Source organism: Nostoc sp. 2RC (assembly GCF_014222165.1).
Lineage (GTDB): Bacteria > Cyanobacteriota > Cyanobacteriia > Cyanobacteriales > Nostocaceae > Nostoc > Nostoc linckia.
Map to the genome: position 1 here is coordinate 30,361 of NZ_JACKZU010000008.1, position 26,269 is coordinate 56,629.

The 26,269-nt window shown below is 41.3% G+C and carries 20 protein-coding genes and 3 pseudogenes; 11 read left to right on the forward strand and 12 right to left on the reverse strand.

All coding sequences use genetic code 11. From position 1 onward, the window contains the following. Positions 1–31: 31 nt before the first annotated feature. Positions 32–2,068, reverse strand: a complete 2,037-nt coding sequence (locus tag GNE10_RS02235) for a phosphodiester glycosidase family protein (protein ID WP_185563467.1) — start codon at positions 2,066–2,068, stop codon at positions 32–34. A 741-nt stretch (positions 2,069–2,809) separates the two neighbouring features. Here GNE10_RS02235 and gltB point away from each other — a divergent pair. After that, positions 2,810–7,513, forward strand: coding sequence for a glutamate synthase large subunit (gene gltB, locus GNE10_RS02240; RefSeq protein WP_185563468.1), 4,704 nt, complete (start codon positions 2,810–2,812; stop codon positions 7,511–7,513). 120 nt (positions 7,514–7,633) lie between these two features. Here the strand turns inward: gltB and GNE10_RS02245 are convergent, their stop codons facing one another. Further along, entirely contained in the window at positions 7,634–8,542 is a 909-nt protein-coding gene (locus GNE10_RS02245) for a polysaccharide deacetylase family protein (protein ID WP_185563480.1), read from the reverse strand. A 1,299-nt stretch (positions 8,543–9,841) separates the two neighbouring features. On the opposite strand from GNE10_RS02245, the gene lepB reads away from it, so the two are divergent. Continuing rightward, on the forward strand, positions 9,842–10,414 hold the full coding sequence (gene lepB / locus GNE10_RS02250) for a signal peptidase I (protein ID WP_185563469.1): 573 nt from the start codon (positions 9,842–9,844) through the stop codon (positions 10,412–10,414). Between the two features lie 53 nt (positions 10,415–10,467). On the opposite strand, the gene GNE10_RS02255 is transcribed toward lepB, so the two are convergent. Further along, positions 10,468–11,001: a ComEA family DNA-binding protein gene (locus GNE10_RS02255; protein WP_185563470.1), complete on the reverse strand. Its 534-nt coding sequence runs from the start codon at positions 10,999–11,001 to the stop codon at positions 10,468–10,470. Between the two features lie 14 nt (positions 11,002–11,015). Continuing rightward, on the reverse strand, positions 11,016–11,390 hold the full coding sequence (locus GNE10_RS02260; protein ID WP_099066769.1) for an NINE protein: 375 nt from the start codon (positions 11,388–11,390) through the stop codon (positions 11,016–11,018). Between the two features lie 293 nt (positions 11,391–11,683). Here GNE10_RS02260 and GNE10_RS02265 point away from each other — a divergent pair, with 293 nt between their 5' ends. Together GNE10_RS02265 and GNE10_RS02270 are read left to right on the forward strand one after the other, a co-directional pair. Beyond that, the gene (locus GNE10_RS02265; protein WP_185563471.1) at positions 11,684–12,616 is read left to right on the forward strand and encodes a DnaJ domain-containing protein; all 933 of its coding nucleotides are present in this window, start codon (positions 11,684–11,686) and stop codon (positions 12,614–12,616) included. A 125-nt stretch (positions 12,617–12,741) separates the two neighbouring features. Further along, positions 12,742–13,065 (forward strand): DUF1825 family protein, encoded by a 324-nt coding sequence (locus GNE10_RS02270; RefSeq protein WP_096536737.1) that lies wholly within the window; start codon positions 12,742–12,744, stop codon positions 13,063–13,065. Between the two features lie 226 nt (positions 13,066–13,291). On the opposite strand, the gene GNE10_RS02275 is transcribed toward GNE10_RS02270, so the two are convergent. Next, the gene (locus GNE10_RS02275) at positions 13,292–15,217 is read right to left on the reverse strand and encodes a transglycosylase domain-containing protein (RefSeq protein ID WP_185563472.1); all 1,926 of its coding nucleotides are present in this window, start codon (positions 15,215–15,217) and stop codon (positions 13,292–13,294) included. Positions 15,218–15,391: 174 nt separating this feature from the next. On the opposite strand from GNE10_RS02275, the gene tyrS reads away from it, so the two are divergent. The 3 genes from tyrS to GNE10_RS02290 all read left to right on the forward strand — a co-directional run bounded on the left by tyrS (position 15,392) and on the right by GNE10_RS02290 (position 17,992). After that, positions 15,392–16,582 carry a tyrosine--tRNA ligase gene (tyrS, locus tag GNE10_RS02280; protein ID WP_185563481.1) on the forward strand — a complete coding sequence of 397 codons (1,191 nt, stop codon included), beginning with the start codon at positions 15,392–15,394 and terminating at the stop codon, positions 16,580–16,582. Between the two features lie 14 nt (positions 16,583–16,596). Then, a complete protein-coding gene (gene pyrF / locus GNE10_RS02285) occupies positions 16,597–17,328 on the forward strand; it encodes an orotidine-5'-phosphate decarboxylase (RefSeq protein WP_185563473.1) in 732 nt (243 codons plus the stop codon). A gap of 76 nt (positions 17,329–17,404) precedes the next feature. Then, entirely contained in the window at positions 17,405–17,992 is a 588-nt protein-coding gene (locus tag GNE10_RS02290; protein ID WP_099066773.1) for a hypothetical protein, read from the forward strand. Here GNE10_RS02290 and GNE10_RS02295 read toward each other — a convergent pair. The 4 genes and pseudogenes from GNE10_RS02295 to GNE10_RS02310 all read right to left on the reverse strand — a co-directional run. Continuing rightward, on the reverse strand, positions 17,982–18,410 hold the full coding sequence (locus tag GNE10_RS02295; RefSeq protein ID WP_185563474.1) for a hypothetical protein: 429 nt from the start codon (positions 18,408–18,410) through the stop codon (positions 17,982–17,984). The genes GNE10_RS02290 and GNE10_RS02295 overlap by 11 nt on opposite strands. Positions 18,411–18,818: 408 nt before the next feature. Continuing rightward, positions 18,819–19,223, reverse strand: a pseudogene (locus GNE10_RS35705) (uracil-DNA glycosylase family protein); the annotation flags it as partial. A gap of 231 nt (positions 19,224–19,454) precedes the next feature. Then, positions 19,455–20,135 (reverse strand): annotated as a pseudogene (locus tag GNE10_RS35710) (hypothetical protein); the annotation flags it as partial. A 48-nt stretch (positions 20,136–20,183) separates the two neighbouring features. After that, positions 20,184–20,573 (reverse strand): annotated as a pseudogene (locus tag GNE10_RS02310) (uracil-DNA glycosylase family protein); the annotation flags it as partial. Between the two features lie 274 nt (positions 20,574–20,847). On the opposite strand from GNE10_RS02310, the gene GNE10_RS02315 reads away from it, so the two are divergent. Beyond that, complete coding sequence (locus GNE10_RS02315) at positions 20,848–21,522, forward strand: phosphoribosyltransferase (protein WP_185563475.1); 675 nt, start codon at positions 20,848–20,850, stop codon at positions 21,520–21,522. A gap of 33 nt (positions 21,523–21,555) precedes the next feature. Here the strand turns inward: GNE10_RS02315 and GNE10_RS02320 are convergent, their stop codons facing one another. Further along, on the reverse strand, positions 21,556–21,735 hold the full coding sequence (locus GNE10_RS02320; RefSeq protein ID WP_099066776.1) for a zinc ribbon domain-containing protein: 180 nt from the start codon (positions 21,733–21,735) through the stop codon (positions 21,556–21,558). A 453-nt stretch (positions 21,736–22,188) separates the two neighbouring features. Here GNE10_RS02320 and GNE10_RS02325 point away from each other — a divergent pair, with 453 nt between their 5' ends. Next, positions 22,189–22,326 carry a hypothetical protein gene (locus GNE10_RS02325; protein WP_185563476.1) on the forward strand — a complete coding sequence of 46 codons (138 nt, stop codon included), beginning with the start codon at positions 22,189–22,191 and terminating at the stop codon, positions 22,324–22,326. Between the two features lie 213 nt (positions 22,327–22,539). Beyond that, the gene (locus GNE10_RS02330) at positions 22,540–22,974 is read left to right on the forward strand and encodes a hypothetical protein (protein WP_185563477.1); all 435 of its coding nucleotides are present in this window, start codon (positions 22,540–22,542) and stop codon (positions 22,972–22,974) included. A gap of 81 nt (positions 22,975–23,055) precedes the next feature. Here GNE10_RS02330 and uvrC read toward each other — a convergent pair whose 3' ends face one another. After that, complete coding sequence (gene uvrC, locus GNE10_RS02335) at positions 23,056–24,933, reverse strand: excinuclease ABC subunit UvrC (protein ID WP_185563478.1); 1,878 nt, start codon at positions 24,931–24,933, stop codon at positions 23,056–23,058. Between the two features lie 110 nt (positions 24,934–25,043). Then, the gene (gene tnpA, locus GNE10_RS02340) at positions 25,044–25,466 is read right to left on the reverse strand and encodes an IS200/IS605 family transposase (protein WP_260446722.1); all 423 of its coding nucleotides are present in this window, start codon (positions 25,464–25,466) and stop codon (positions 25,044–25,046) included. A gap of 183 nt (positions 25,467–25,649) precedes the next feature. On the opposite strand from tnpA, the gene GNE10_RS02345 reads away from it, so the two are divergent. Further along, positions 25,650–26,269 (forward strand): transposase (locus GNE10_RS02345; protein ID WP_260446723.1); only part of this gene is annotated, 620 nt, incomplete at its 3' end.

Below are 26,269 nucleotides of genomic sequence, written 5' to 3' on the forward strand. Positions count from 1 at the left end.
TTTCAAATACACATTGTCCGATACCAATTCCTCATTTTTGTAGGAAAATACCGATACCATTATGAACGCGGGCAGCAGTACTCGGAAAACGGTCGAGTAGTTGTCCTCCTAAGTAAAGACTGGTGGAACTACCACCGTCTAAATTTAGGGCGTCCACACACCCCATTTGTTGCAGTAGTTGGGCGTGTTCTGCCAAGGTAGGGCCATAACCACCCACACGATTATGGACAGCAGCGATTGTTAGTGTGCCTGTTGGCGTTGTGCAAATACCGCTACGAATAGCTTTTTCTGCAATAAAGGCATTGCTGAATTTTTCAGCTTTGGCATCAAGGACAATTTGACGATTTTTGATTAATAGCGGCCCTGCTCCGATAATGTGGGGATAACGATTAAAATCAGCAGGAGTTGTATTGCTGGAAATGCTGACTGTGGTGCCAACAGGTAACTGTGAGGCACTAGCAGTAGCGCTGGCGCGTAAGGTTAGCAGATACCCATCCAGAGGAATAGGAATCGCTTGCTCGCCAACTTTGCCGCCTGGTAGCTGATTAGTAATTCGATTTTTTTGTACTACTAGGATAATTTCATTGTCTGTTAGAGGTGTGTAAGTAGTTCCCCAAGCAGGAGTATAACGAGCAATACCACTTTGGACATAACCACTATTGAGAAAGAGAATTGGTAAGCGTTGGTTATTGGTAGCGATCAAAGTTTCTTCTAAAGTGAGGCGATGGAAGTAAAATTGACCGGAATTATTCCAAGCGATGGCTCCTCGGTTGAGAATAGGGCCTGATAACCACTGACCATCTCGGCGAATCGCACCCAAGGGTAATCTGTTATTGCGGTTAAAATAACCACCGTTAATTGCAGCTACCGCTAAGTAACGTTGTGCTGTTTGAATTAAGGGAGCAGTACCAATAAGTGTGTTAGGACTAACCCACATCGGTTTTAAGGTTAACCCAACTCTGCGGGGATTAATTTCTAGCCAAACCACTGGAAAGCGTTCTGCGCCCAAGTTAATATAACGCTGTCGCCAGCGTAATCCCGGTGCCCAAGTAATATCCCGCTCTTCTAAAGGATCGGGTCGAATGTCAATAATCAGGCGATGGGGGTTTGCTACAGTATTCACTTGAGGTGATAAACCAAAGGGAACGCTCAAGCGAATAATGGTTTGGTTCTTCACCACTTCTACTTTTTGAATTAATGGTTCTGGGGCTGGTATTGGTGGTGTAAGTGGCGATAATTGTTTGAGTAGATCTGGTAGTAGTGTTGGTGGTGGTTGGGGAGTATAGCGTTGTATTAATGCGGGATCGGCCATTGCATCCAGGGTAACCGTCCACTCGCGATTTGGTGGTGTGGTGGATTTTGGTGGTGGTGTGTCTGGGTCTGGGGATGCACTGGGAATTGTTTTCACAGTTGCTCCTTGTGCAACTTGCCAGGGAGTTGGACGATCTAAATCGACAACAATCCGAGTTGGTTGCAAAGGAGGAAGATTTGCATCTGAAGGTTGCTGGTTTTGAACAATGTTAGTTACTTGGGCTTTTGGGGTGGCGATCGCTAAGGTGTTACCATTGGCTTGGATTTGCCATCCCGCTGCTTGGGCAAAATTCGTAATATCTAGATAGCGATATCCCTTTAGTAGCGTAGTGCTTAAAACTAATGGCTTGCTCGCCAAAGAGAACCATTGTATTGGTTGCCTAGTCCAATCGCTACTGTTTAAAAAATTTACTCCTATTAATTGCCGGAATGCGCCGTCACTGATGTGAGTTGTGATTTGTTTGGCTGTTCCAGGTCGCTGTAACCAAGTTCCTGACAAGGTACGCCCATTTAGAGAAATTTGATTACCAGACAAAGGCGATGACACTGCTGGTAAAGGAGATGTCGGCGTCTGTGAAGTTAACCTTGGTATTTGACGATCGTTTTTTAGGGACTCCTGGGCGTTAACATGGGTAGTAGCTAAGCAGACCACTGTCAAAAGTAGTGATGACAAAGTAGCTTGCATTAACTTCGCATTCCCAATTAGTGACATCACACAGGAGTATTGTTGTTGGCAACAATTCGGCACTTTTACCATAATTTACTAGGTATTTTTCAAAACTATCACCCAAGGTATAAACTAACTAATTATTTGCAAAGATAAAAATATCAGTTTTTTTGCGAAAAAACATGATAATCTATATATTGGATTGTTGTCTCTTGTAAAGAGAAAAAGTAATTTAGCTGCCTAAACGACTGTAAACAAGTGTTCTAACTGGCACTAATAGCGGCCGCACTATACACGGTAGTGTTGGTTATCAAAACTGGATTAGGATATTTAATCCTCATTGTTAGTTGCGACTGTTGCTACTCCAATGGGGCGTAATTGCTAGTGACACAGGTGGCAACTGGTAAAGAGAAATTTTTGGGAATTGTCAAATGGGTATATGTTGTAATACGCTGATTTTATTGCTGGATCGGGATAATTTTGATTTTCAAACTTAGTGCAGCGTTAAGTGATTTATATAAAATGAGCCAAAGCAAGTAGCTAGTGTGCATCTGGAAAGAGGGAATTGAGAAAATACTTAGCTTCACAGTATAAGAGAAAAAATGTCAGGGCAATCACAATGTCTTGGCAGAAATGACTTGTCGGATCAAAGTATAAATACATAAAATTACGTAACAATTTTAACGCAGGTTAACTAAAAAGTAAAACCGAAGTTAAAATTTTTTTTCCCTAAATTTTCAGTAGTGTTGATGTATTTTGGCTCCGCTAAATTGAAAAATTTTTCTCATAAGTAGTGGCAAAATTGGTAACTCAATAGTTCAGGTACATGGTATGAATAATAAATCGATGAATCAAGACCAGAAAATCACAGCAGACATTGACTCAAGAAATACCAGCCAGGGGCAAAGGTGGTTAGTAGAGGAACGAGATGCCTGTGGTGTAGGTTTCATTGCTCATCGCCAAAATCATGCCAGCCACGAAATTGTCGAAAAAGCTTTAGCTGCTTTAACCTGTCTAGAACATCGGGGAGGTTGTAGTGCAGACCAAGATTCTGGAGATGGTGCGGGAGTATTGACAGCTATTCCTTGGGAGTTGTTGCAACAAGAGTTTTCCCAAAGAGACCAGGAATTGCGATGTACTAGCAACAAAGCTGTGGGGATGATATTCTTACCACAAGACCAACAAGCTGCTCAAAAAGCTAGGAAGCTAGTTGAACAAGTAGCTGCCCAAGAAAAATTGACTGTACTGGGATGGCGAGTAGTGCCAGTACAACCTAATCTACTTGGTATACAAGCAAGAGAAAATCAACCCCAGATCGAACAAGTAATCTTCGCCTGTGAAGATAAAAGCGGCGATGAACTAGAACGTCAGTTGTACATTACTCGTCGCCGCATTGAAAAAGCTCGACACAACGTCTCAGAAGAATTTTACATCTGCTCTTTGTCAAGCCGGACAATTGTTTACAAAGGTATGGTGCGTTCGGCTGTATTGGGTGAGTTTTATCAAGATTTGCAAAATCCAGCTTATAAAAGTGCCTTTGCTGCTTATCACCGCCGCTTTAGTACCAACACGATGCCCAAGTGGCCGCTAGCTCAGCCAATGCGACTTTTGGGTCACAATGGCGAAATCAACACCTTGTTGGGTAACATCAACTGGATGATGGCACGAGAAGCTACCCTGAATCATCCAGTGTGGGGCGATGGCATTAACGAACTTAAGCCATTAGTCCACGTTGATAACAGCGACTCAGCTACTTTAGATAACGTACTGGAATTGCTGGTGCGTTCTGGACGCAGCCCCTTGGAAGCTTTAATGATTATGGTTCCAGAGGCTTACAAAAATCAGCCTTCTTTAAACGAATATCCAGAAATTGTTGATTTCTACGAGTATTACAGCGGTCTACAAGAAGCCTGGGATGGCCCAGCACTTTTAGTATTTAGTGATGGTCAAAAAGTCGGAGCGACACTAGATAGAAATGGATTAAGACCAGCTCGTTATCTAATTACCGAAGATGACTACATTGTTGTGGCCTCTGAAGCAGGAGTAGTGGACTTCCCAGAAGCCAAGATTATAGAAAAAGGTAGACTAGGCCCAGGGCAAATGATTGCCGTGGACTTAGTAAATCATGAAGTGCTGAAAAATTGGGAGATTAAGCAACGCATCGCCAAGCAGCATCCCTATGGAAAATGGCTGCAACAATACCGTCAAGACTTGAAATCATTGGTCATTACTCAGACCTCATCAGCAAATGGCAATGGTCATGAGCAAGGGCAATTGCATATTGACAAGCAAAGTTTACTCCAGCAGCAAACAGCTTTTGGTTACACCACAGAAGATGTGGAAATGGTGATTCAACCAATGGCGATCGCAGGTTCTGAACCCACTTTCTGTATGGGAGATGATATTCCCCTAGCAGTATTGTCAGAAAAGCCCCACCTACTTTATGACTACTTCAAACAGCGCTTTGCTCAGGTAACCAACCCAGCCATCGATCCTCTACGGGAAAAGCTGGTGATGTCTTTGAAAGTCGAGTTGGGCGAACGAGGTAACTTATTAGAACCAAAGCCAGAATATGCTCGGAGATTGAAACTTGAGTCGCCAGTATTGAACGAAACAGAATTAGAAGCGATTAAGTTATCAGGATTTGCCACAGCTGAGTTATCAACTTTATTTGCCATTGCTAACGGGCCAGAAGGATTAAAAGCTGCTGTAGAAGCATTACAAGTACAAGCCGCACAATCAGTACGGGCAGGTGCCAAGATTTTAATCTTAAGCGACAAAATACCCCCAACCCCCCTTAATAACCAGGGCTACGAGGGTATCAACACAGAATACACTTACATTCCTCCACTGTTAGCAGTGGGCGCTGTGCATCACCACCTGATTCGTGAAGGGTTGCGAATGAAAACATCCCTGATTGCCAATACCGCCCAATGCTGGAGTACGCATCATTTTGCTTGTTTAATTGGCTATGGGGCAGGTGCTGTTTGTCCGTATATGGCTTTGGACACAGTGCGTGATTGGTGGTCAGACCCCAAAACGAAAAAGTTGATGGAAGTAAAAAAAGTTGCTTCTATTACCTTGGAGCAAGCACTAGCAAATTATCGCAAAGCAGTAGAGTCAGGTTTATTAAAAATTCTCTCCAAAATGGGAATTTCCCTACTCTCCAGCTATCAAGCAGCGCAAATTTTTGAAGCCATCGGTATTGGTAAAGATTTAATCGATTTGGGATTTTGTGGTACGACTTCCCGCATTGGTGGTTTGAGTGTTAGCGAACTGGCTTTAGAAGTGCTTTCATTCCATAGCAAAGCCTTCCCCGAACTGACAACTAACAAATTAGAAAACCTGGGCTTTGTACAGTATCGTCCTAAGGGCGAGTACCACATGAATAGCCCGGAAATGGTGAAGGCGTTGCATAAAGCTTTAGATGGCAAAAACTACGACCACTACGAAGTTTACAAACAGCACCTCCAAGGCAGACCGCTAACGGCTTTGCGTGACTTGCTCGACTTTCAAGGCGATGGCCCTGCAATTCCCCTAGAAGAAGTAGAATCAGTATCTGAAATTGTCCAGCGCTTCTGTACTGGAGGCATGTCCTTGGGTGCTTTGTCAAGAGAAGCACATGAAACTTTAGCGATCGCCATGAACCGCATTGGTGGCAAATCTAACTCTGGGGAAGGCGGCGAAGACCCAGTGCGCTATACAGTCCTAGATGATGTAGATGAATCTGGACACTCACCAACTCTACCTCATTTAAAAGGCTTGCGAAATGGCGATCGCGCCTATAGTGCCATCAAGCAAGTTGCATCGGGACGCTTTGGTGTCACCCCAGAGTATTTAGTCAACGCCCAGCAAATTGAAATCAAAATTGCCCAAGGTGCCAAGCCTGGGGAAGGCGGACAACTACCAGGGCCAAAGGTGAGCCAATACATTGCCATGTTAAGGCGCTCTAAGCCTGGTGTAACGCTGATTTCGCCACCACCGCACCATGATATTTATTCCATTGAAGACTTAGCCCAGCTGATTTTTGACTTACATCAAATTAACCCGAAAGCAAAAGTATCGGTGAAACTGGTTGCAGAAGTTGGTATCGGCACGATCGCTGCGGGTGTAGCTAAAGCCAACGCTGATATTATCCAGATTTCTGGTCACGATGGTGGGACAGGTGCATCGCCACTCAGTTCTATTAAACATGCAGGTTCGCCTTGGGAACTAGGTTTAAGTGAAGTGCATCGGGTTTTGATGGAAAATAGTTTGCGCGATCGGGTGATTTTACGCGTCGATGGCGGCCTCAAGAGTGGCTGGGATGTGGTAATAGGTGCATTGATGGGTGCTGAAGAATTCGGTTTTGGCTCCATTGCCATGATTGCTGAAGGCTGCATTATGGCGCGTATTTGCCATACGAATAATTGCCCTGTGGGAGTAGCTTCTCAAAAAGAAGAACTCCGCAAGCGATTTACAGGAATCCCAGAACAAGTCGTCAACTTCTTCTACTTCATTGCCGAAGAAGTGCGGAGTTTATTAGCACGACTCGGCTACCGTTCTTTGTCAGAAATTATCGGACGTGCAGATTTGTTGAAAATGCGTCCAGAGGTAAAACTTACCAAAACCCAATCCCTAAATCTCAACTGTTTACTCCAGCTACCAGACAGCAGAGAAAATCGTCACTGGTTAGTGCATGAACAAGTCCACAGCAACGGCGTAGTTTTGGATGATAAATTCCTTGCTGATGCTGACATTCAAGCTGCCATCAAAAACCAATCCAGTGTTACCAAGACCTTCCCCATAGTCAACACTGACAGAACAGTAGGTACTAGATTAGCAGGGGCGATCGCTTCCCAGTATGGCGATAGCGGTTTTGAAGGACAAATTAATCTCAAATTCACAGGTAGTGTTGGACAAAGCTTTGGCGCTTTCAACCTCCCAGGCATCATTCTGACCTTGGAAGGAGAGGCAAACGACTACGTAGGTAAAGGAATGCATGGTGGGGAAATCATCATCAAACCTCCATCTGATGCCATTTACAATTCATCGCAAAACGTCATAGTTGGCAATACCTGTCTTTATGGCGCTACTGGCGGTACATTATTTGCCAATGGTTTAGCAGGAGAGCGCTTTGCTGTGAGAAACTCCAAAGGTGTAGCAGTTATTGAAGGCGCTGGGGATCACTGCTGTGAGTACATGACCGGTGGGGTGATTGTCGTTCTTGGTAAAGTAGGACGTAACGTCGCGGCTGGAATGACCGGTGGACTCGCATACTTTTTAGATGAAGACGGTTCCTTCCCTGAATTAGTCAACCCAGAAATTGTCAAAATGCAGCGAGTGATTACCCAAGCAGGTGCAAAGCAGTTGCAAGAGTTAATCAAAACTCATGCAGAACGTACTGGTTCTTCAAAAGCGAAGAAAATTCTGCAAAATTGGCAAGAATTCTTGCCCAAATTCTGGCAGTTGGTTCCGCCTTCGGAAGCTGATAGTCCAGAGGCCGATCCTCAAAAAGAAACAACTGAATTCAGTTTAGTCACCAGTAGTCATTAACCAACAACAAAGATCCCCGACTTCTTTAAGAGGTAGGGGATCTGTAGCTTATAACTTCAATAAAACGGAAATTAGTATTAGTCAATTACTATTGGGCAATAAGTTCATAATTAATAACTATTACTTTTTCTTAACAAGTAACTGTATCTCTTTATCTTCTATTTCCAACAGTTCTGGAACAGTAACAAACCGATAACCTTGCTTTCTCAGATTACTAATAATTTCTGGTAAAGCTTGCACAGTTCTAGAACGATTACCACCACCATCGTGCATTAGCACAATGCCGCCAGGTCTAGAATCTTTGATGACATTATTAATTAACTTTGGTACAGCTGGTAGTTTATAGTCCGTGGAGTCAGCTGACCACATTACTACAGTATACTTTTGGGCTTTGGCATAACCAACTAGCCCATTGTGCATCATCCCGCCGGGAGGACGGAACAGAGTTGTTTTCACTCCTGTAACTTGATAAATTAAGTCTGTTGTGCGATCGATTTCAAAGGCAGCTGCCTGCTGATTAAAGAAGTGATACCAGTGATGCCAAGTATGGTTGGCAATCACATGACCTTGAGCTACGATTTCTTTGCCTAATTCTGGATAATTTTTTAGGTTTTGCCCAACAACAAAAAATGTCCCTTTAATATTATTTGATTTGAGAATATCTAGTACTTGTTTTGTAGTTTGAGGCCAAGGGCCATCATCAAAGGTAAGAGCAATGACTTTCTCTGGTTGAGTAAATTTTGCTTCTTTAATTATCGTTCCTTGAAAACGGGATGGTACAGGGTAGGAGAAGCCTTTTATTTGTGCTTGTTGTTGCCAAATCGTCAACATCGCACCCTTAAATTTCTCAATGCGCTGCTGAGTTCCTGTGTTTCCAGATACATTATTGACACTAATATTTGGTCTAATCTGAGCTTCCGAAGTATTTGGTCTGAGAAGCATCATGACACCAACACTAAAAACACCACCCAAAGCAAGTAACCCAATTAATATCCCTTCTGGCCAAAAAAACGGCTTATTATTTTCCACCATCTAGCTCCTTCACCAAGAAAACCATCCTACGTATATGACAGTACGTTCTAGCACATATTTTTTTAGATATTTAAAAAACCAATGGTTTGTATAATTCTGAAAATTAGAATCAATGACACAGATTTTACAAGTTGAATTGAAAATTAAATGTTTAATTTCCACTGAATCATAAACAATGGAGTCTGCACTTACTGGTTACCATTGCTAGTCTTTGGAAGGAGCATAATTTAGATAATTCACCACACGTGTAAATCCTCTTAAGAAAAGTTTTGAATGTACTGTTGTTTTTTACTAGCTAGGCCACTAATATACTTTCGATGGATACCAAATCAGTTCAATTTAAACTGTCAAGGCTACAAATCTTATCTTTTGCAAGCTCTCATTGTTACAGGAAAGTTATATTTAATTAATTTACAGAACAACTCACAAAGTGTAAGTTGTTTGAAAAAACACTTTAATAAAGTATTTAGTTATAAAAATTATAAAATATATTTTACTGCCTAATGACATTGGTTCCCTTTTAAGAAAAAATTAAATTTTCACCTCAGAGAATATTACTTTGTAATTTTTATCAAATACAGAGACGGAAATTAATTCAATATAGTTTCTCATTGCCGAGGGGCACTTAGTCGTTAATCTGGATACTTTTTACTTATTTAGCAAAAATAATTGTATTAGCGGATTAACTCTATTTTTGATGTTGAAACTTTAGTAAAAATTGCTACTGACTTTTTATCTGCTATCGTTACTCTTGATAACTAAAGAGGCTTATACATTATTGATATTACAATTTAATATGCGTTGTTACCGTAAAATTACGTAACTTCACCGCACTTCCTTCGACAATTTGTGAAAATCTTAATAGTCTGTCACAAAACCATTAAAACATTAAATATTCTATTTAAATCGAATGTTTCTTGACTAATTACACTGAATCTAGTTAACTTTTGCTCTCGCAGAAAAAACCGACTGGCTATATAGTTTTACAGTCGGCAACTAGCTTTTTTTAGCAGGAGGAAGCAAAGCTGAAATTTATTTAGTGACTTGCCTTATAATTGCAGCAATTAGAATTAAAATTTTTAATTGTCTATCTAAGAGGGTTAACCTCCAGCCTATGTTCCCTGAAACAGGTCATAGTTGACTTTCGGCAGTTTTGCATAGTTTTGGTAGATGTAATAACTGTATTATTTAATCTATGTATTAATTAATGAGAAACTCAGTTTGCCTATTAGTATACCTTTGAAAGCAAAATATTCAAGGTATTTGTTCCACTTCTTTAACTGGCTAAAAATTTCTATGATTCCTCACGAAAGTGATGCACAAAAAGAGCGCGCGCCTTTAAAAGTATGGCGTAGTTGGCAAGAAAATCTAATTTTAGTGGCCATCGCCTTATGTTTGGCACTCCTAATTCGGACTTTTATCGCCGAACCTCGTTACATACCTTCTGATTCGATGTTACCCACCTTACATACTGGCGATCGCTTGGTGGTGGAAAAAATCTCCTATCATTTTCACCCCCCCATAACTGGAGATATTATCGTTTTTGGGCCACCCGCAGAACTACAACGTCGAGGATATCCCCAAGACCAAGCCTTCATCAAGCGAGTGATTGGTCAGCCTGGTGAGGTAATTAGTGTTGTTCGGGGCCAAGTTTATATCAACGGCCAACCCATAGCAGAAGACTACATTGCTGAACCAGCAAATCAGCCGTTTCAACCAGTCAAAGTTCCAGAAGACCAATTTTTCGTTATGGGAGATAACCGCAACGACAGTAACGACTCTCGTTATTGGGGCTTTTTACCCAGAAAAAATATCATTGGTCGGGCAACATTTCGCTTTTGGCCTCTAGATCGCATTGGCTTGATTTAATTAGTAAGTAGTCAGTTCTTTGTGATTAAAACTGGCTACTTATAAATCAGCAATTAAAAACGCAAAAAATACATTAGTTGAGCGATCGCATCACCGGGTAACTCTAATCGTCGCTGGAAATCAGCCAAGTTATGAAAAGGGCCGGCAGATTGGCGATTTTGCACCACTGCTTGCGCTAGAGACAAATCGATAAAGGGAACTTTTGCTAAACTTTCAACTGTTGCTGTATTCGGATTAATTAAATTTGTTGGAAAATCTAAAGATTCGTGGTCATAATAATTAAAATTTAATAGCGGTTTTAATGGTTCGAGTCGCGGGGAAGGTACACTCAAAGCCGCAGCGATATCTTCAATACAGTAAAATTTCACACCAGAACGTGAAAGTTCCACAAGCGATCGCGCTTGGTGAATTGATAAACCAGGTAAGCGCAACCAATCATCTACAGTTGCTTGATTAGCATCAATGCGAATGCCTAATTGTGCGGCGATCTGGATTTCTTCCCCAGATTGCAACCGATAGTAGGGATCTTTGAGCAACTTGGCACGGAGTTTTTGCAGTTTCAAATTGAAAGGTAGCCAATTGTTCATGATTGTCGCTAATATCAAGAAATTTGGTCTAACAGTTGGCGGCGTTTTTGCTCAAATTCATATTCGGAAATTAGTCCATCTTGGCGTAGAGCATCAAGTTCGCGCAAAGCATCAGCAACTGCTCCTACTTGATTACTCACTCGCTGTGAATTCCTGAGAGCTGACTTGCCGAGATTAAAATTGCGATCGAAAGCTTCTTCGTCTTGGGCTAGATACCAAACTCCCTCAATAGCACTAGCTACCTTGGGGATAGGCGTCCACGAAAGCAAGACATACAAAATACCCCACAGGTGCTGTCCCAAATAAAATTTATGTAATCCGGAAATTGTCAGCGTGCCAGAAAAAGCTAGAACAGCAGCAACACTTCGGCTCTTGCGCTTAGTCAACATATTCTTAAAAAATATACCAGTACCACAGTTCCTACAATAAAATAGCCATTACGAATTCAAAATTTGCAATCAAGAAATATAATGGTGGCAATCATTTTGAATATATTGCTAAGTTTTTACTTAAATAGTGGTCATCTAATTTTATTTTAGTCAACTAGTCTACCTTGTCTTGATGATTTTTGGGTGGAAAACCCCAGGATTTAAAGTTTGACAATCAACTTGAGTAGGTGTCACATGAGTGGGCATTTGGCTTTGATGGTAATTTTTAGTTTTTAAGCGATGGGATTACTACAATGTCACAAACTTTCCTACCACCGAAATGGACTGAACAGCTTTGCGATCCTTATGCTGTGCTAGGAATTTCTGTGACTGCTGACGATCGCCAGATTCTCAAACGCTATCACACTTTAGCAAAACTGCTACATCCCGATCGCCATACCAAAAGCAGCAACCGAGACCAAGAATTAGCAACGGCAATATTTAGCCATTTAATCAATCCAGCTTACGAGCAGTTGAAAAATCAACACAAGCGCTTTAGTGCCATAGCCATGCTACTTTCAGAAGCAAGAGTGTTGAAGGAGCAAGCTTTGTCTTCTGAAAGTGTCCTATTCCAAGAGATTCGGGAAATGACTGCACCACAAGCAGAGTTATTTTACGAAGAAGCGATGGCCTGCTATGCAGAAGCTCAATACAAATCACTACATCAGTTTTATCAAGTAACCCAACAAATCAGGATACTGAATTTAGTTTATTTACAGCTGCATAAATCTAATCTATTGCTACCTCAAGAACCTCTCCCCATTATCTCCAAGGTAGAAGTTAAACCAGTTCAAGTGACATTAAGTGAAGAAACTAATGTCAAACCAGTTTTGAAAAATTACGCTCAACGCCACTACGAGCGAGCTATTGAATATATTAAACTAACAAAATGGACGCTAGCTGTCCAAGAACTGCGAGATGCCATCAAGTTAGAGCCTCATAATAGTGATTATCACGCCTTATTAGGTTTTGTACATCTGCGACAGAAATTACTAGGGATGGCTAGGGTTTACGTTACTCAAGCATTAAAACTTGACCCCCAACATTCACTAGCTTTGAAATGCGCTACCAGATTGAAAATTCAACCTGGTGAAAACCGCAATCCGAAATCAATTGCTAAAGCTTTGAGTATTGCAGCTTTATTAGGTGGATTTAAAAACGGGAAACGTTCTCAAGTCAAGTGTTGAAATTTCGGTAATAAACCGTACTCAAACCGAAGCTTGTCCACTAGATTACTCCCCTAGACTAGAATAAAAATAGAAGTCAAACTATTAAGCTACTGAGTCTGGGCGCTCAGTTTTATATAGGCAACATGGGATTCTTCGATTCTGAAATAGTTCAGCAAGAAGCAAAGCAGTTGTTTGATGATTATCAAGCACTTATCAAGCTTGGCAACAGCTATGGGAAATTTGACCGCGAGGGCAAAAAGTTATTTATTGAGCAAATGGAAGCCATGATGGATCGGTATCGCATCTTTATGAAGCGCTTCGAGCTATCAGAAGACTTCATGGCACAAATGACAGTAGAGCAACTGAAAACCCAGTTAGGTCAGTTTGGTGTTACTCCCCAACAAATGTTTGACCAAATGCACCTCACTTTAGAACGGATGAAAGCCGAGCTAGAAAAACAGCCCTAACATCAAGTTAGGAGTTAGGAGTTGGGAGTTAGGAGTTAGGAGTTGGGAGTTGGGAGTTGGGAGTTAAAATTTATGTGAATCAAGTCTTGAAAGCTTTGTTACTTGCTTAATTTATCCAAAATTATAATTTTGCTTAATTTTGGAAAAATTCATTTAACTAGAGGTAAACCAATATCAGGTGGGAGTTACTTAATAACTCCTAACTCTTAACTCCTAACTCCTAACTCTAATTAGACTTGGGACGGGGAAACTGGGAAGGTGACTTAAAGTTTTCTGCGGGCACATTTTTGAGTGCCTTTTCCATAAAATCTTTCCAAATGGGAGCAACCATACCGCCGCCTGTAGCACGGCTAGCTAATTGTCTGTTGTCGTCTCTTCCTACCCAAACAGCAGTAGTTAACTGGGGTACAGTACCAACATACCAAATATCTTTTTCCGAGGAAGTTGTACCAGTCTTACCAGCACTGGGACGATTTATAGCAGCACCTTTACCAGTACCACTGGTAACTACTGTTCGCATCACATCAATAATAGCTGCGGAAGCCCAAGGATCGAGAACTAGTTGCGGTTTAGGAGTATTATCTAGTAATACATTTCCACTACTATCACTAACGCGGGCAATTACAGTAGGTGCAGACTGCCAACCATAGTTAGCAAAGGTAGCATAGGCACTAGCCATTTCTAATGGCGTGACACCAATTGCCCCCAGAGGTAGGGAGGTCACGGGTTCCATTGGACTCATAATCCCCAAGGTACGGCAGGTTTCTATAACTCGATTCATCCCCACAGCCTTACCAATTTTAATCACAGGAATATTCCGTGACTGCGCTAAAGCTGTGCGAATTGGCATCGGGCCGCTAAAACTGCCATCGTAATTCCTGGGAGAATACCAACCACTACCATCTTGATATCTAACTGGAGAATCTACCACTGTTGTATCCGGCCCATATTTACCAGTAGCAAAAGCAGTATAGTAGACGAAGGGTTTAAAAGAAGAACCGGGCTGTCGCTGAGCTTGAGTTGCTCGGTTGAATTCACTGACTTTCGGATCTACACCACCCACCAAGGCTTTGATAAAATGCGTGCGCGGATCGATAGCCACCAAAGCAATTTGATTCTTCGATAATCCCTGCCCCAGCAGTGATTTATGCCACTTGACGACAGTTTCCTCTGCCATAGTCTGAAAATTGGCGTCAACCGTAGTTTGTACCCGCATTCCACCCTTGAGCAGTGCCTCGCGGCCAAACTTTTTAGCCAACTCCTGCGCTACAGTATTGGTTATATAAGGTAGGGCACTACCTTGAAAGGATTTGATTTTGCCAAGTTTGATTTCTTGCTTGAGGGCATCGTCGTACTCTTGCTGGTTAATCCAATTCATTTCCAGCATTCGTCCCAGTACTTCTTTTTGTTTCTGTTTTGCCAGCTTCATACTCGCAAACGGGCTGAATTCTTCTGGTGCTTGAATCAAACCAGCCATCATTGCTGACTCGCCCAAGGTTAAATATTCTGCTGACTTATTAAAGTAACTGCGTGCGGCAGTCTGTACACCATAATTGTTATGACCCCAATATACTTGATTGAGGTACATTTCTAAAATTTGGTCTTTGGTAAGAATTTGCTCTAACCGAATTGCTAGCACTCCTTCGGCTAACTTCCGGGTAAAGGCACGCTTGCGAGTCAAAAATAAGTTTTTTACTAACTGCATAGTAACAGTAGAGCCACCTTCGCGGACTCCACCTGCTACAGCGTTAACTACTACTGCACGTCCAACACCAGTGGGGTTAATACCGTGATGAGTGTAGAAGTGGCTATCTTCACTTGCCAATACTGCCCGTTTGAGATTTGGGGAAATTCTATCTAAGGGAACTACTTCTCGGTTGGCTTCCCCGTGGACACTAGCTAAAAGTTTACCCTTAATGTCATAAATGTAAGTCGTTTCTGAAGGAAAGAAATTACGTAGCTGTCTGACATCTGGCAAATTACGGAAACTAATGGCTAAACCAACCAGTCCTCCGGCTACAATGGAACTTGCCAGCATGGTGATTGAAAGCAGAGTACCGCCAGTTACCTGGCCGACTCCCTTCAAAAACTCGAAACCTGATGAAGCCCGACGTTGCGGCTGCTTATCTTCAAAAGTCCTAGACGACGACACGGCGATTTCACTTCCTCAACTTGTAAATTTAACTGTAATTAATTGGGCGAAGCAAGGCGGTTAATTTTTTGCAATTATAGTAGTTTGGCAGATGAGAAAGTGGATAAATTGCAAGTGCTTATAACCAACTTAACTTCTAGTGTACAAAGCATAGCTAACGATGGATTTTCTGGTATGACGCAAGATATGAATTGGTTGCGTCGTGGTGTAGTAGAAGTTTTCCCACAACCAGCTGATAATAACAGTGAAAGTCTAGAAAAGCGCTTATTAACTACAAACCAACCTTTGAGGATTAAATTAGGAATCGATCCCACAGGCACTGATATTCATCTAGGTCATAGCATACCAGTACGAAAACTGCGAGCTTTTCAAGATGCTGGTCATACAGCAGTTCTAATTATTGGCGATTTTACGGCACGCATTGGCGATCCGACTGGTAAATCAGAGGTGCGTCGTCAGCTTACAGAAGCAGAAGTAGCCCACAATGCCCAGACTTATCTTGACCAAGTACGTCCTATCTTGGATTTTGACACACCAGGACGGTTAGAGGTGCGCTATAACTCCGAATGGCTTTCCCAGCTAAACTTAGAGAAAATTTTGGAGTTACTTTCCACCATGACGGTGGGGCAAATGTTAGCTAAAGAAGGATTTGCCGATCGCTATAAAAAAGAGAATCCGATTTTTATCCATGAGTTCCTGTACCCCTTGATGCAAGGTTATGATTCTGTTGCTGTGAAGGCGGATGTGGAATTAGGAGGAACCGATCAAAAATTTAACATTGCTGTGGGCAGAGATTTACAACGTCATTTTGGTCAAAAGCCGCAGTTTGGAATGCTGCTGCCGATTTTAATTGGTACTGATGGCGTGCAAAAAATGTCCAAGTCATTAGGTAATTATATTGCCTTATCAGAACACCCAGGACAAAAGTATCAAAAATTACAGGGAGTTCCTGATGGGCTATTGGAACAATATTTTGAACTATTGACGGATTTACCTTTAGACAAATTGCCAGAAAATCCCCGCGATCGCCAAACACTTTTAGCATGGGAAGTTGTGAAATATTACCACGGGGAAACAGCAGCCCAAGAAGCCAAAGAAGCTGCCCAAAGCGGCGGTAAGCAAGGTGCAGTTCCAGAATTCTCTTTAGCTGGGGTGTCGCAATTTCCCGTGAAGTTAGCTTATCTTCTTAATGTCACTGGCTTGTGTAAAAGTACAGGGGAAGGCAAGCGGAAAATTCAAGAAGGTGGAGTACGCTTAGATGGCGATCGCATTTCTGATATCGATACCACTTTCGCAGCTACTAGTGATTTACAAGGTAAAGTTTTACAAGTCGGCAAAAATAAATTTGTGCGTTTAGTGCTTTAGATAAGGAGTAGGGAATGGGGAGTGGGGAATTGGCTCAACAACGAGTGATTGTGGCTTTGGATGTGCCAGACGAAGAAAGTGCCATCGCCCTTGTGGATCGACTTGAGGATGTCAGTTTCTTCAAAGTCGGCTTAGAGTTGTTTACCAGCACCGGGCCAAAAATTCTGGAAATGCTCAAGTCTCGGCAAAAAAGCATTTTCCTGGATTTAAAGTTTGACGACATCCCCAATACTGTCGCGGGTGCTTGTCGGAGTGCAGCTCGTTATGGAGTAGATTTATTGACGATTCATGCTACATGTGGTAGAGAAGCTCTGAAAGCAGCAACAGAGGCGGCACAAGTAGGAGCAGCACAAGCGGGTGTAAAACCACCGAAGTTAATTGCTATTACTTTATTGACAAGCATTTCGGCTCGGCAACTGGCTTTTGACTTAAAAATTCCCTTAGAGTTGCCAGAATACGCTTTAGAAATGGCACTCATGGCTCAAGAATCAGGGTTAGATGGGGTAGTTTGTTCGCCTCAAGAAGTGGTACAACTACGGCAAAGTTGTGGAGATGACTTTTTGTTAGTTTGTCCCGGTATAAGACCAACTTGGGCAGATAAAGCGGATCAAAAGCGATCGCTCACTCCAGCACAAGCGATTGTTGCAGGGGCAAATTATCTAGTGATTGGGCGTCCCATCACCACTGCTGCTAACCCAGAACTAGCTTGGAAGAGAATTTCTGAGGATTTGAGTGCCATCGCATGAAGCCAGAAATTAGCAATAAAACAAGGGTAAACCCCATAGATAAATAAAAAATCTAGTAAGCCGTATAAATTTATTTATGGGGATTATCTTCTTACTTTTTACTTTTTACTTTTTACTTTTTAACCCTAACCCCTCTTTGCTAGCACAGGAGGGAAACATAGATACTGGGGCAAAATCTTCCTGTTCCGAGCAAAATTTAGAAACATTGACTACGCAGTTATTACAAGATTTGCCCAGTTATACTAACCGCGTCATTCAACGCGCCCGCCGTCGCAACCGCAGCGCTGATGTATACAGTTATATCCTGGTAGCAGGAAAACCTGAATTTACTCCCCTACCCCTTAACCTTGAAGAATATAGTAAAGATGCTCCTGAAAGTTCTATGTCGGGAGTTGAACAAGTTTTTTTTACCACCTTAGGGCGTCAGTATATTGGTAAGACCGCAGTAGAATTACAAGAATTTCATTGGCTATTGTTGACTAAAACTAAAATTGGTTGGCGTATAGTGATGATGTTTTCTCAAACTGGTTCTTATTCAAAAAAACAGCCACTATCTCCGCCACGTGATAGTAGTAATGGTGCGATCGCTCAAGGAGTTCAAGCTTGGTTACGCGATTGTCAGGCTGGAAGTGTGCGTAACCGGACAATCAAGCCTAGAGTTTGATTTTCATAACTGTCACTTTAGTCCCAGCTACTGCTGCCAGAATCACAGCTACTACTGCCGGAATCATAGCTGCTACTGCCGGAATCATAGCTGCTACTGCCGGAATCATAGCTACTACTGCTAGAGTCACAGCTATTACTGCCGGAATCATAACTACTGCTGTAGTCATAGTTACTGTGATTGTAGTTACTGTTGCCAGATTCGCAGCTATGATTTTTGTGGTCATCATAGCTACTGTTGCCAGATTCGCAGCTATGATTTTTGTGGTCATCATAGCTAGTACTGTAGCTTTGGTAAATACTGGGATAATATATTTGAGTATCATCAACAGACGAAGTACTGCTGCTATTACTAGAAGAATTACTAAAGTTACCTTTATGACTTTTACGATAACTCTTTTTACTAGATGAATCAGCACGTTTGATGAAAGCTATCAAACCCAGCACAATTACTAAAAATACGATTAAGCCCCACATACTTATTCTCCTTTGCTAATGTTCTCAAGCTTAATAAGCTGACGAGAGCTAGAGTATAGCTTCAGTTGCGTAAATCGTTTTTCCGGATTTCATCAAACTTGAGAGGTCTAGTCAGTAATAAAGGAGATGTAAAGCACTTAAAGATATTTTGCTGTGAGAGTTTGACCTAGTTAAAAACTCTTATAGGATGTAGATGTTATGCCAAAGTTATGCCAAATGTACGCAGGTTAAAAATTTTTATTTTGACTTTTTTCATTCCCTTAGAGTCAGTATCGACACGTAAATAATTATGTGTAATTACTGTTATCAAGGTTCTATCGTGAAAAAAGTCTGCTATGAATCCACTAACATCAGGTGGTTTTTGTGATTTCATCTAACTTGGCACGCACGGCTTGGATGTCCTGCCACATCAACCATTTCGGGCTACCTCTTTCTTTGGAAGGGTTACGCAGCAAATAGGAAGGATGAAAAATTGGCATACACAAACGCCCTTCCCACTCTAGCCACTGTCCGCGAATTTTCGTAATCGCCCGTTTATCGCCAGTTAAACTTTTGAGGGCAGTTGCACCCGTTAACAGAATGATTTTCGGATCAACTAGGCGAATTTGTTCTAGTAAGTAGGGTTTGCAAGCCGTTATTTCTTGTGTAGTAGGCACACGATTTTCAGGTGGGCGGCAATTATGTACAACACCTGCGGGTGTGACAAAATTGGCTGTGTCTTCAACATCAATGCAGTAAACTACGTCAAAATCTGGCTTTGGTGGTAATAGTTTTTTAATAACTGGTTTCCAGTAGGTGACAACTGCTTCTTCTTGATAAACTTCTATGTTAAATGGAATACTATGCAGTTCCTCTGGCAATTTATATCGCATAGAGGCAGGAATGTATTCAGCAATATTTTCTAAAAAGCGAATGCCTTCACCATATCTAAAAAATAGTCTCCAAGTAGACTTAAAAACTGCGTATGTTTTGTAGCCTTGAGTCTCAAAATATTTAACAACTTTTTGAGCCGTTTCTGGTGTGATGTTTCCTAAAGCAATTTCAACGTCGATACTTTTTCTTATTTGCCCATCTTTGGTTTTTCTTCGCCAATAACCATCATCCATGTACCAAATAGCTAACCCAAAGTTATCTAGTTTTTCTAGTGCTGTTATGGGAAAATCTTTTTTATTATTGGGATACCATTCCTCGCGTAGGTCGTGCAAATAATAAGTTTTTGCCAGTCCCATACTCAGAGATTGATAAGTTTTGCCATTTTGTGACTTGGCTAGATATTCTTTTACCTGTGGTCGAAAACCATTTAATACTCTTGCTTTGAGTTTTAAATAAGCTGCTTGTTGAATACTATGATTCTCCAAAAACTGACCAGTGGAACTAATACAAGCATCACCTAGTAAAGACCCTAGTAATACTTGCAACCCTCTGCTTCCCGGAGCAGGTGTACCAGTTGCAACTAAGTCATCGTCTTGTAATTCTTCAACGGGAATCCAGCCTCTACGGGTAAGTACTGGATGATCTGCTGTGGCAATATACCCAACTTCACCTTTATTGTTAGATTTAGCATCTGAAAAAAAGACTTGGTAAAGCTGCCTTCCTGCAAGCCTAGACCGATACCAACCAGTTACTTGTTTCCAAACCAAGCTGCCATTAGGATCGACACTCAACACTTTACCTGACCACTGATTTTTGACAATCCAGTTAAGTCGTTTAGAACCTTCTTCTGTGATGATTCTCGTATAACCACCGAGACATTTATTGATATTGGCAATGTATACATCTTGCTCAGTACTCAAATTCACAGATGCGAGAATTTTCTCTAGCAATTGTCCTGATTTGCCTACAAATGGTAAACCCGTTTCGTCTTCATTTTGGCCAGGGGCTTCTCCTACAACCATTATTGGGGCTTTGAGGTTACCGCGTCCAACGACGGCGTGGGTACGAGTGTTTCCCAGTACACATCGGTGGCAGCGATCGCAATGCTGCGCCAACTCAGTCATGGTGGAATAGGTGCCGGGAGGGATAGAAATCTTAGCGTCTGTGGGAATTAGGTCTTGTTGGTTAAAGCTTGAGTCGTCGAAGAGGCTGAGTTGATTTTCGCTGCTCATGAAAATTTATGATTTTGGTATCAGCACCAGCAGTCTTATTTGATTTAAGTTTGTCTTTAGAGAACTCCAAATAATAAATTATTCCAGTTAATGCGTTGAAGGTTGACTGTTAACCGTCAACAATAACAGTGGAATATTTTTTTACTTGGAAGTCCCTTAGTTAGAGACTGATGGGAATACTTAATTATTTATACAAATCTTATTCTATCAGTTAATTTCAGACAAAATTCAGTCATGATAAAGGCAGTGCCGTCCTAAGACGCTAGGGGAAACCATGTCATATACCCCACTTTTTGCCGATCGCATCCATGCGGGTGAAGAATTGGCGCAAGTAATTCACGATCTTTTGACTCAGCAAACCATTGATTCTGGGGTAAAGCCTATACCAATCGTTTATGCTTTGCCAAGGGGGGGTATACCAGTAGCAGCACCAATAGCACGTTTTTTGGGTTGTCCTTTAACCATAGTTGTAGCTAAAAAAATTAGTCATCCAGAAAACCCAGAGTTGGCTATTGGCGCAGTCACTAGTTCTGGAAATATTCTTTGGACTGAGCAAAAACTCTTTAGCTCCAAACATGATGCGCGCTGGCGAGAAGCGGCTTTAACTAAAGCTATTAAGCAAGCTCAGTCCCTAGAGGAGCAATTAATTTCTGCTTGTCCTCAAGTGAATATAAAGGATGCTACGGCAATTTTGGTTGATGATGGCATTGCCACAGGTATGACTATGGCAGTTGCTTCCAGTGCCATCAAGGCCCTTTCACCTAGAGCAATTTGGCTGTGTACTCCGCTAGCACCACAAAAATTGCTACCTTGGTTGAATCAATGGGGCGATCGCATAATTGTTTTGAAAACACCGGAACCTTTCTGGAGTGTAAGTAATTTTTATGCACAATTTCCCCAGGTCAACACATTAGAAGCTCTCCGATATCTCCAGCAACAACAACAATAGCCAACACAAATTCGTGTGAGTAATTTTTAATTTTTACTTTCTTGCAAGAATTCCTGGCGCGTAAGCCTCAATTACTTTTCCAGTGCGAGTGCAGCTAATCATCAAGTAATCACAACTTGGGCATTGTGTCCGAGTTAATTCATTATCAGTAATAAAATAACGCTCCGCTTGGCTACCACAATTTGGGCAGTAAATCTTCTGTACTGTCTGCATTTTAAGATCCCTGGTTGGAATTATTTTTTATTTGCTAAAACTGCTACTTAAACCAGTTAAAAATTCTGGTTCGACCCAACTTAACAAACTGCTGTGAAATTAGCTAATGATTTTAAACAAAATTTCATGTTTGAAAAATTTTGGATATCTTAAATCTATTATCCTCAAATTTACGTGATTTTACCCTCCTACTTTAGATACATAAATTAAATTTTTAATAAATTTCGTTTAGAGATTGAGTGATCCCTATGGTTAATACCTTGAGAGAGATTGATTTTTAATGATTGTAGGCAAAAACAAAAAAAGCCATTCTAGTATTCAAAAATTAAAATTCAAAAATTACTGTATCTTTGGTTACAAAATATCTGTCTTAAGATTTAGTTAATATTTACTAACGAGATTTATAAGATTAAATTCTGACCAGATAATATTTCATCGAAAGAAACATACGGAGTGGGTACAGACGGTTTAGCCAATTTGCGTAACATAACTTTACAACGTGTCCGAATTTCCACGTATCTCGAACTCAAAATTTCCAACGTACTTATTCCCGACGCCGTTGGTAATTCTCCAGAAGTGCGATCGCTTTAATCTTACTCTCACTACTGATGGTGTCCTGAAATTTCTGGCTCGTAGTAAAAATCCTTAATTGAACCTTATTGCTTTTTAGATACTATTTAACTTACAGCAATTTTCAGGTAAATAGACCACGTTGTAGGGGCGCACAGCTAGCTGTGCGTCCCTATCGAAAATTGTGGTTCAAATAGATGAAAAACGCTGTAATAATTTCATTGCCAAAATATAATGATAGACCGTACCTTTCTTTTACCTGTTCTAGTTTTGATAGGAATACCATTAAGCGTTTTATTCGCATACTTTGGGTTGAATTATTCAGGATTCTGCTTCGCCAAGATGCGTTATCTAAGCGATGAAGAAAGGTTCCGAATGGTTTTTGATTATCAAAATGAGCGAACAGATTTAGGACGAAGCAGTTACAACTACATCAAATATGAAAGTTTTGATGAATATATCAAAGAAAATCCAGACTGCTGTTCTATCAATCCTGGTGGGCCTTATGAGATTCGACAGGCTTCATTTTTAAATCGGATATTTGGATATGATGCTCCTGATGTCATAGTTATCAAATTCAAAGTGCGTTATTTAGATGAAACGGGTAATAAAAGAGCATTTGAAACGCATTTTGAAAATACTTTACAAAATTGTGGGCATCCCCAGTGAGAATTTTCTCTATTAAACAGCAGTAACGTGCAAGGAACAGGTATGAGGCCAATCTAAAATCCTTGCATTGTTTGGCTTATATCAAGATGGATGAAAATAATCGTAAATTTCTTGAGCCAAACGCGGCCCGATTCCGGGAACTTCGGCGAGTTGGGCGGTTGTTGCTTGGCGAATATAATCAACCGAGCGAAAATGTCCTAGTAGCTGCTTTTGTCGATGATGTCCTAAACCGGGAATTTCATCTAAACGCGATCGCTTTAATTTATCACTGCGTTGCTGACGATGGAAAGTCACTGCAAATCGATGCGCTTCATCCCGCAGTCGTCGCAATAGCTGTACCCCTGGTTGTTCTGCGTCAGTGGTTAATGGTTGAGATTCTCCTGGTAAAAAAATCTCTTCTCGCTGCTTCGCTAAACTCACAACTCGCAAGTCTTCCAATAAATTCATTTCTTGCAAAACAGCAACAACTGAAGATAATTGACCTTTACCGCCATCAATCATAATTAAATCGGGCCAGTCAGGATTACCCAAACGTGTTAATTGCGGATCTTCAGCATACTTGCGAAACCGACGTTGAATAACTTCCGCTAGACTAGCAAAATCATCCGAATGTCCGGCTGTAACTGTGGGATTTTTGATTTTGTAATGGCGATAGTACTGTTTGGCGGGTAACCCGTCGATAAACACGACTTGGGAAGCTACAGCATTTGAGCCTTGGATGTGCGAAATGTCATAACCTTCGATGCGGTGGGGTACATCTGGTAAATCTAGAATAGTCGCTAAATCTTGCATTGCTTGGTGATTGCGATCGCCCAGTTTTTGCATTCTTTGTAATTCATAGTGGGCATTTCGCTCTACCATCTCTATCAATTCTGCCTTAGTTTGCCGCAAAGGAGCCAAAATCGTCACTTTTCTACCTTTACGTTCAGTTAACACATCTGCCAAGATTTCTGCATCCGGTAATTCATGCTGTACTAAAATTTCTGTGGGTATTTCCACAGAGTCAGCAGTTTGGTAATGTTCTTCTAAGGCTCGTTGTAAAATTGCTCCTGGTTCTGCATGAGCATCCGCCACAAACGCCAAGCGTCCCACCAATTGTCCTGCACGAATTTGGAAGAGTTGAATGCAGGCGTGTTGGGCGTCAGCTGCTAAGGCAATGGCATCCCGCGAAACTGTATCATCTGGTAGGGATACTTTTTGGTCAGCCGTCAGCGATTTTAACCCAGAAATTTGATCGCGAATTCGTGCTGCTGATTCAAAATTCAAGTCCTCAGCAGCAGTGTTCATTTGTTGAGTCAAAATATCAATTAACTCTTGAGTCCGACCTTGGAACACCATCGCGATTTTTTGGACAATTTTGCGATACTCTTCTGGTGAAATTAGCTGTTGACACACACCCGGACAACGTCCTAAATCATAATTCAAACAAGGACGGTCTTTGAAAAGTGGTTGGGGTCGTTGTCGCTGGGGAAAGATGCGCTTACACAAACGTAAAATTTCTCGCAACAAACCAGCATCGGTATAAGGGCCATAAAACTTATCTTTTTCTTTGCCTAACTGGCGTTTTCGAGTGATAAAAATCCGTGGATAATCTTCCGACCAAGTGATGCAGAGATACGGATATTTTTTATCATCTTTGAGCAGGACGTTAAAGTATGGCTGGTGTTGCTTAATTAAATTAGCTTCCAGGGCCAAGGCTTCGGATTCTGTATCAGTGACTATGAACTCAATTTCTGTCACCAATTTTACCATTGTGGCGATGCGTTCGCTTTTGTTGTATCCATCCCGGAAATAGGAACGCACCCGCGATCGCAACTTACGCGATTTACCTATGTATATAATGCGATCGCTTTTGTCCCGCATGAAATAAACCCCTGGTTCTGGTGGAATTTCTGCAAGACGGTTTTCCAGTCGTTCCGGCTCTTTAACTAGTGGTAGTATTTGAGTGGATATTGTCACAAGCAAAATGAAGTAATCTTTCTCTATTTTAATGGAGCAAGAGGACTCCCGTTACAGCAAAGCTTAACGGGATGATGAATTGCGACCAATATAAAATTGAGCGCAGCGAATCATTGTTTTGGTTGTTCTTGGTTCTCGACGTAATTCTTTAATTGCTCAACTGTGACACCACCACAACTAGCCACAAAGTACGCACCAGTCCAAAAATAAGGCTTGTTGTAAAAGTATTTTTTAGCCAACCAGGGGAACTCTTTGCGGATTAATCTACTGCTCACTGTCTTGATATTTCCAATCAGTGTTGAGAGTGGTTTGTCTGGTTTGTAATCAATTAATAAGTGTACATGGTCTGGTTCGCCATTAAATTCCAGTAATTCACAGTCCCACTTTTTGAGGGTATCTGTGATTATTTCTTTTAACCTGTTTAGTATTTCTGCATTAATAGCCTTTGTGCGGTACTTCACAACTAGAACGATATGAGCGTTAAGCCTATAAACAGACCTGAAACCATGATTGTACATGTATTGACAAGACATAGCGGTAAGTAGTATGTTAACACGGCAGTTGTACCCCTTCCCTACGGGACGCTACCGCGAACGGGGAAGCAAGCTACATGGGGGAAACCCCCTGTTCTGCACACTGCCTCACGATAGTTTCTCAAAATCTTATTGATGTTAGATGTATTGAAGGTCAGAATTTACCCCAACAAAGAACAGGAGATGTCCTTGGCTAAAAGCTTTGGATGTTCCCGCTTTGTTTGGAATTTCTACCTCAATAAAACTAATGCTCAATACGAACAAACGGGTAAAGGCATGACTTACTGCCAAATGGCTAAAGACCTTACCCAGCTGAAGAAACTGGCTGATTATGAATGGTTACAAGAACCAACTGCTGCTGTTCTACAACAATCACTCAAGAATCTAGAAACTGCGTTTAAAAACTTCTTTGTAAAACGTAGTGGATTCCCTAAGTTCAAGAGTAAACATTCCAAGCAATCAATTCGATTCCCTGAGAGTTGTTCAATTAAAGATGATGGACTAAAGCTACCTAAGCTTGGTATTGTTAAAGCGAGTCTTTCAAAGAATGTTAATGGTAAGATTAAATCTGTAAGTGTTTCTAAAACAAGTACAGATAAATATTTTGCTGCAATCTTATTTGAAACCGGAGATTTAACAAACAACAAGCAAGGGAAGATATCAGGAATTGATTTAGGGTTAACCAGTTTAATAACTGTCTTTGATGGTGAAACCTGTTATAAAGTTCAGGACTTACGCAACTGGCACAGGCGATCGCTAAATCATAGTATTTGTGTACTATTACAAGTACTGCAACTAGCACG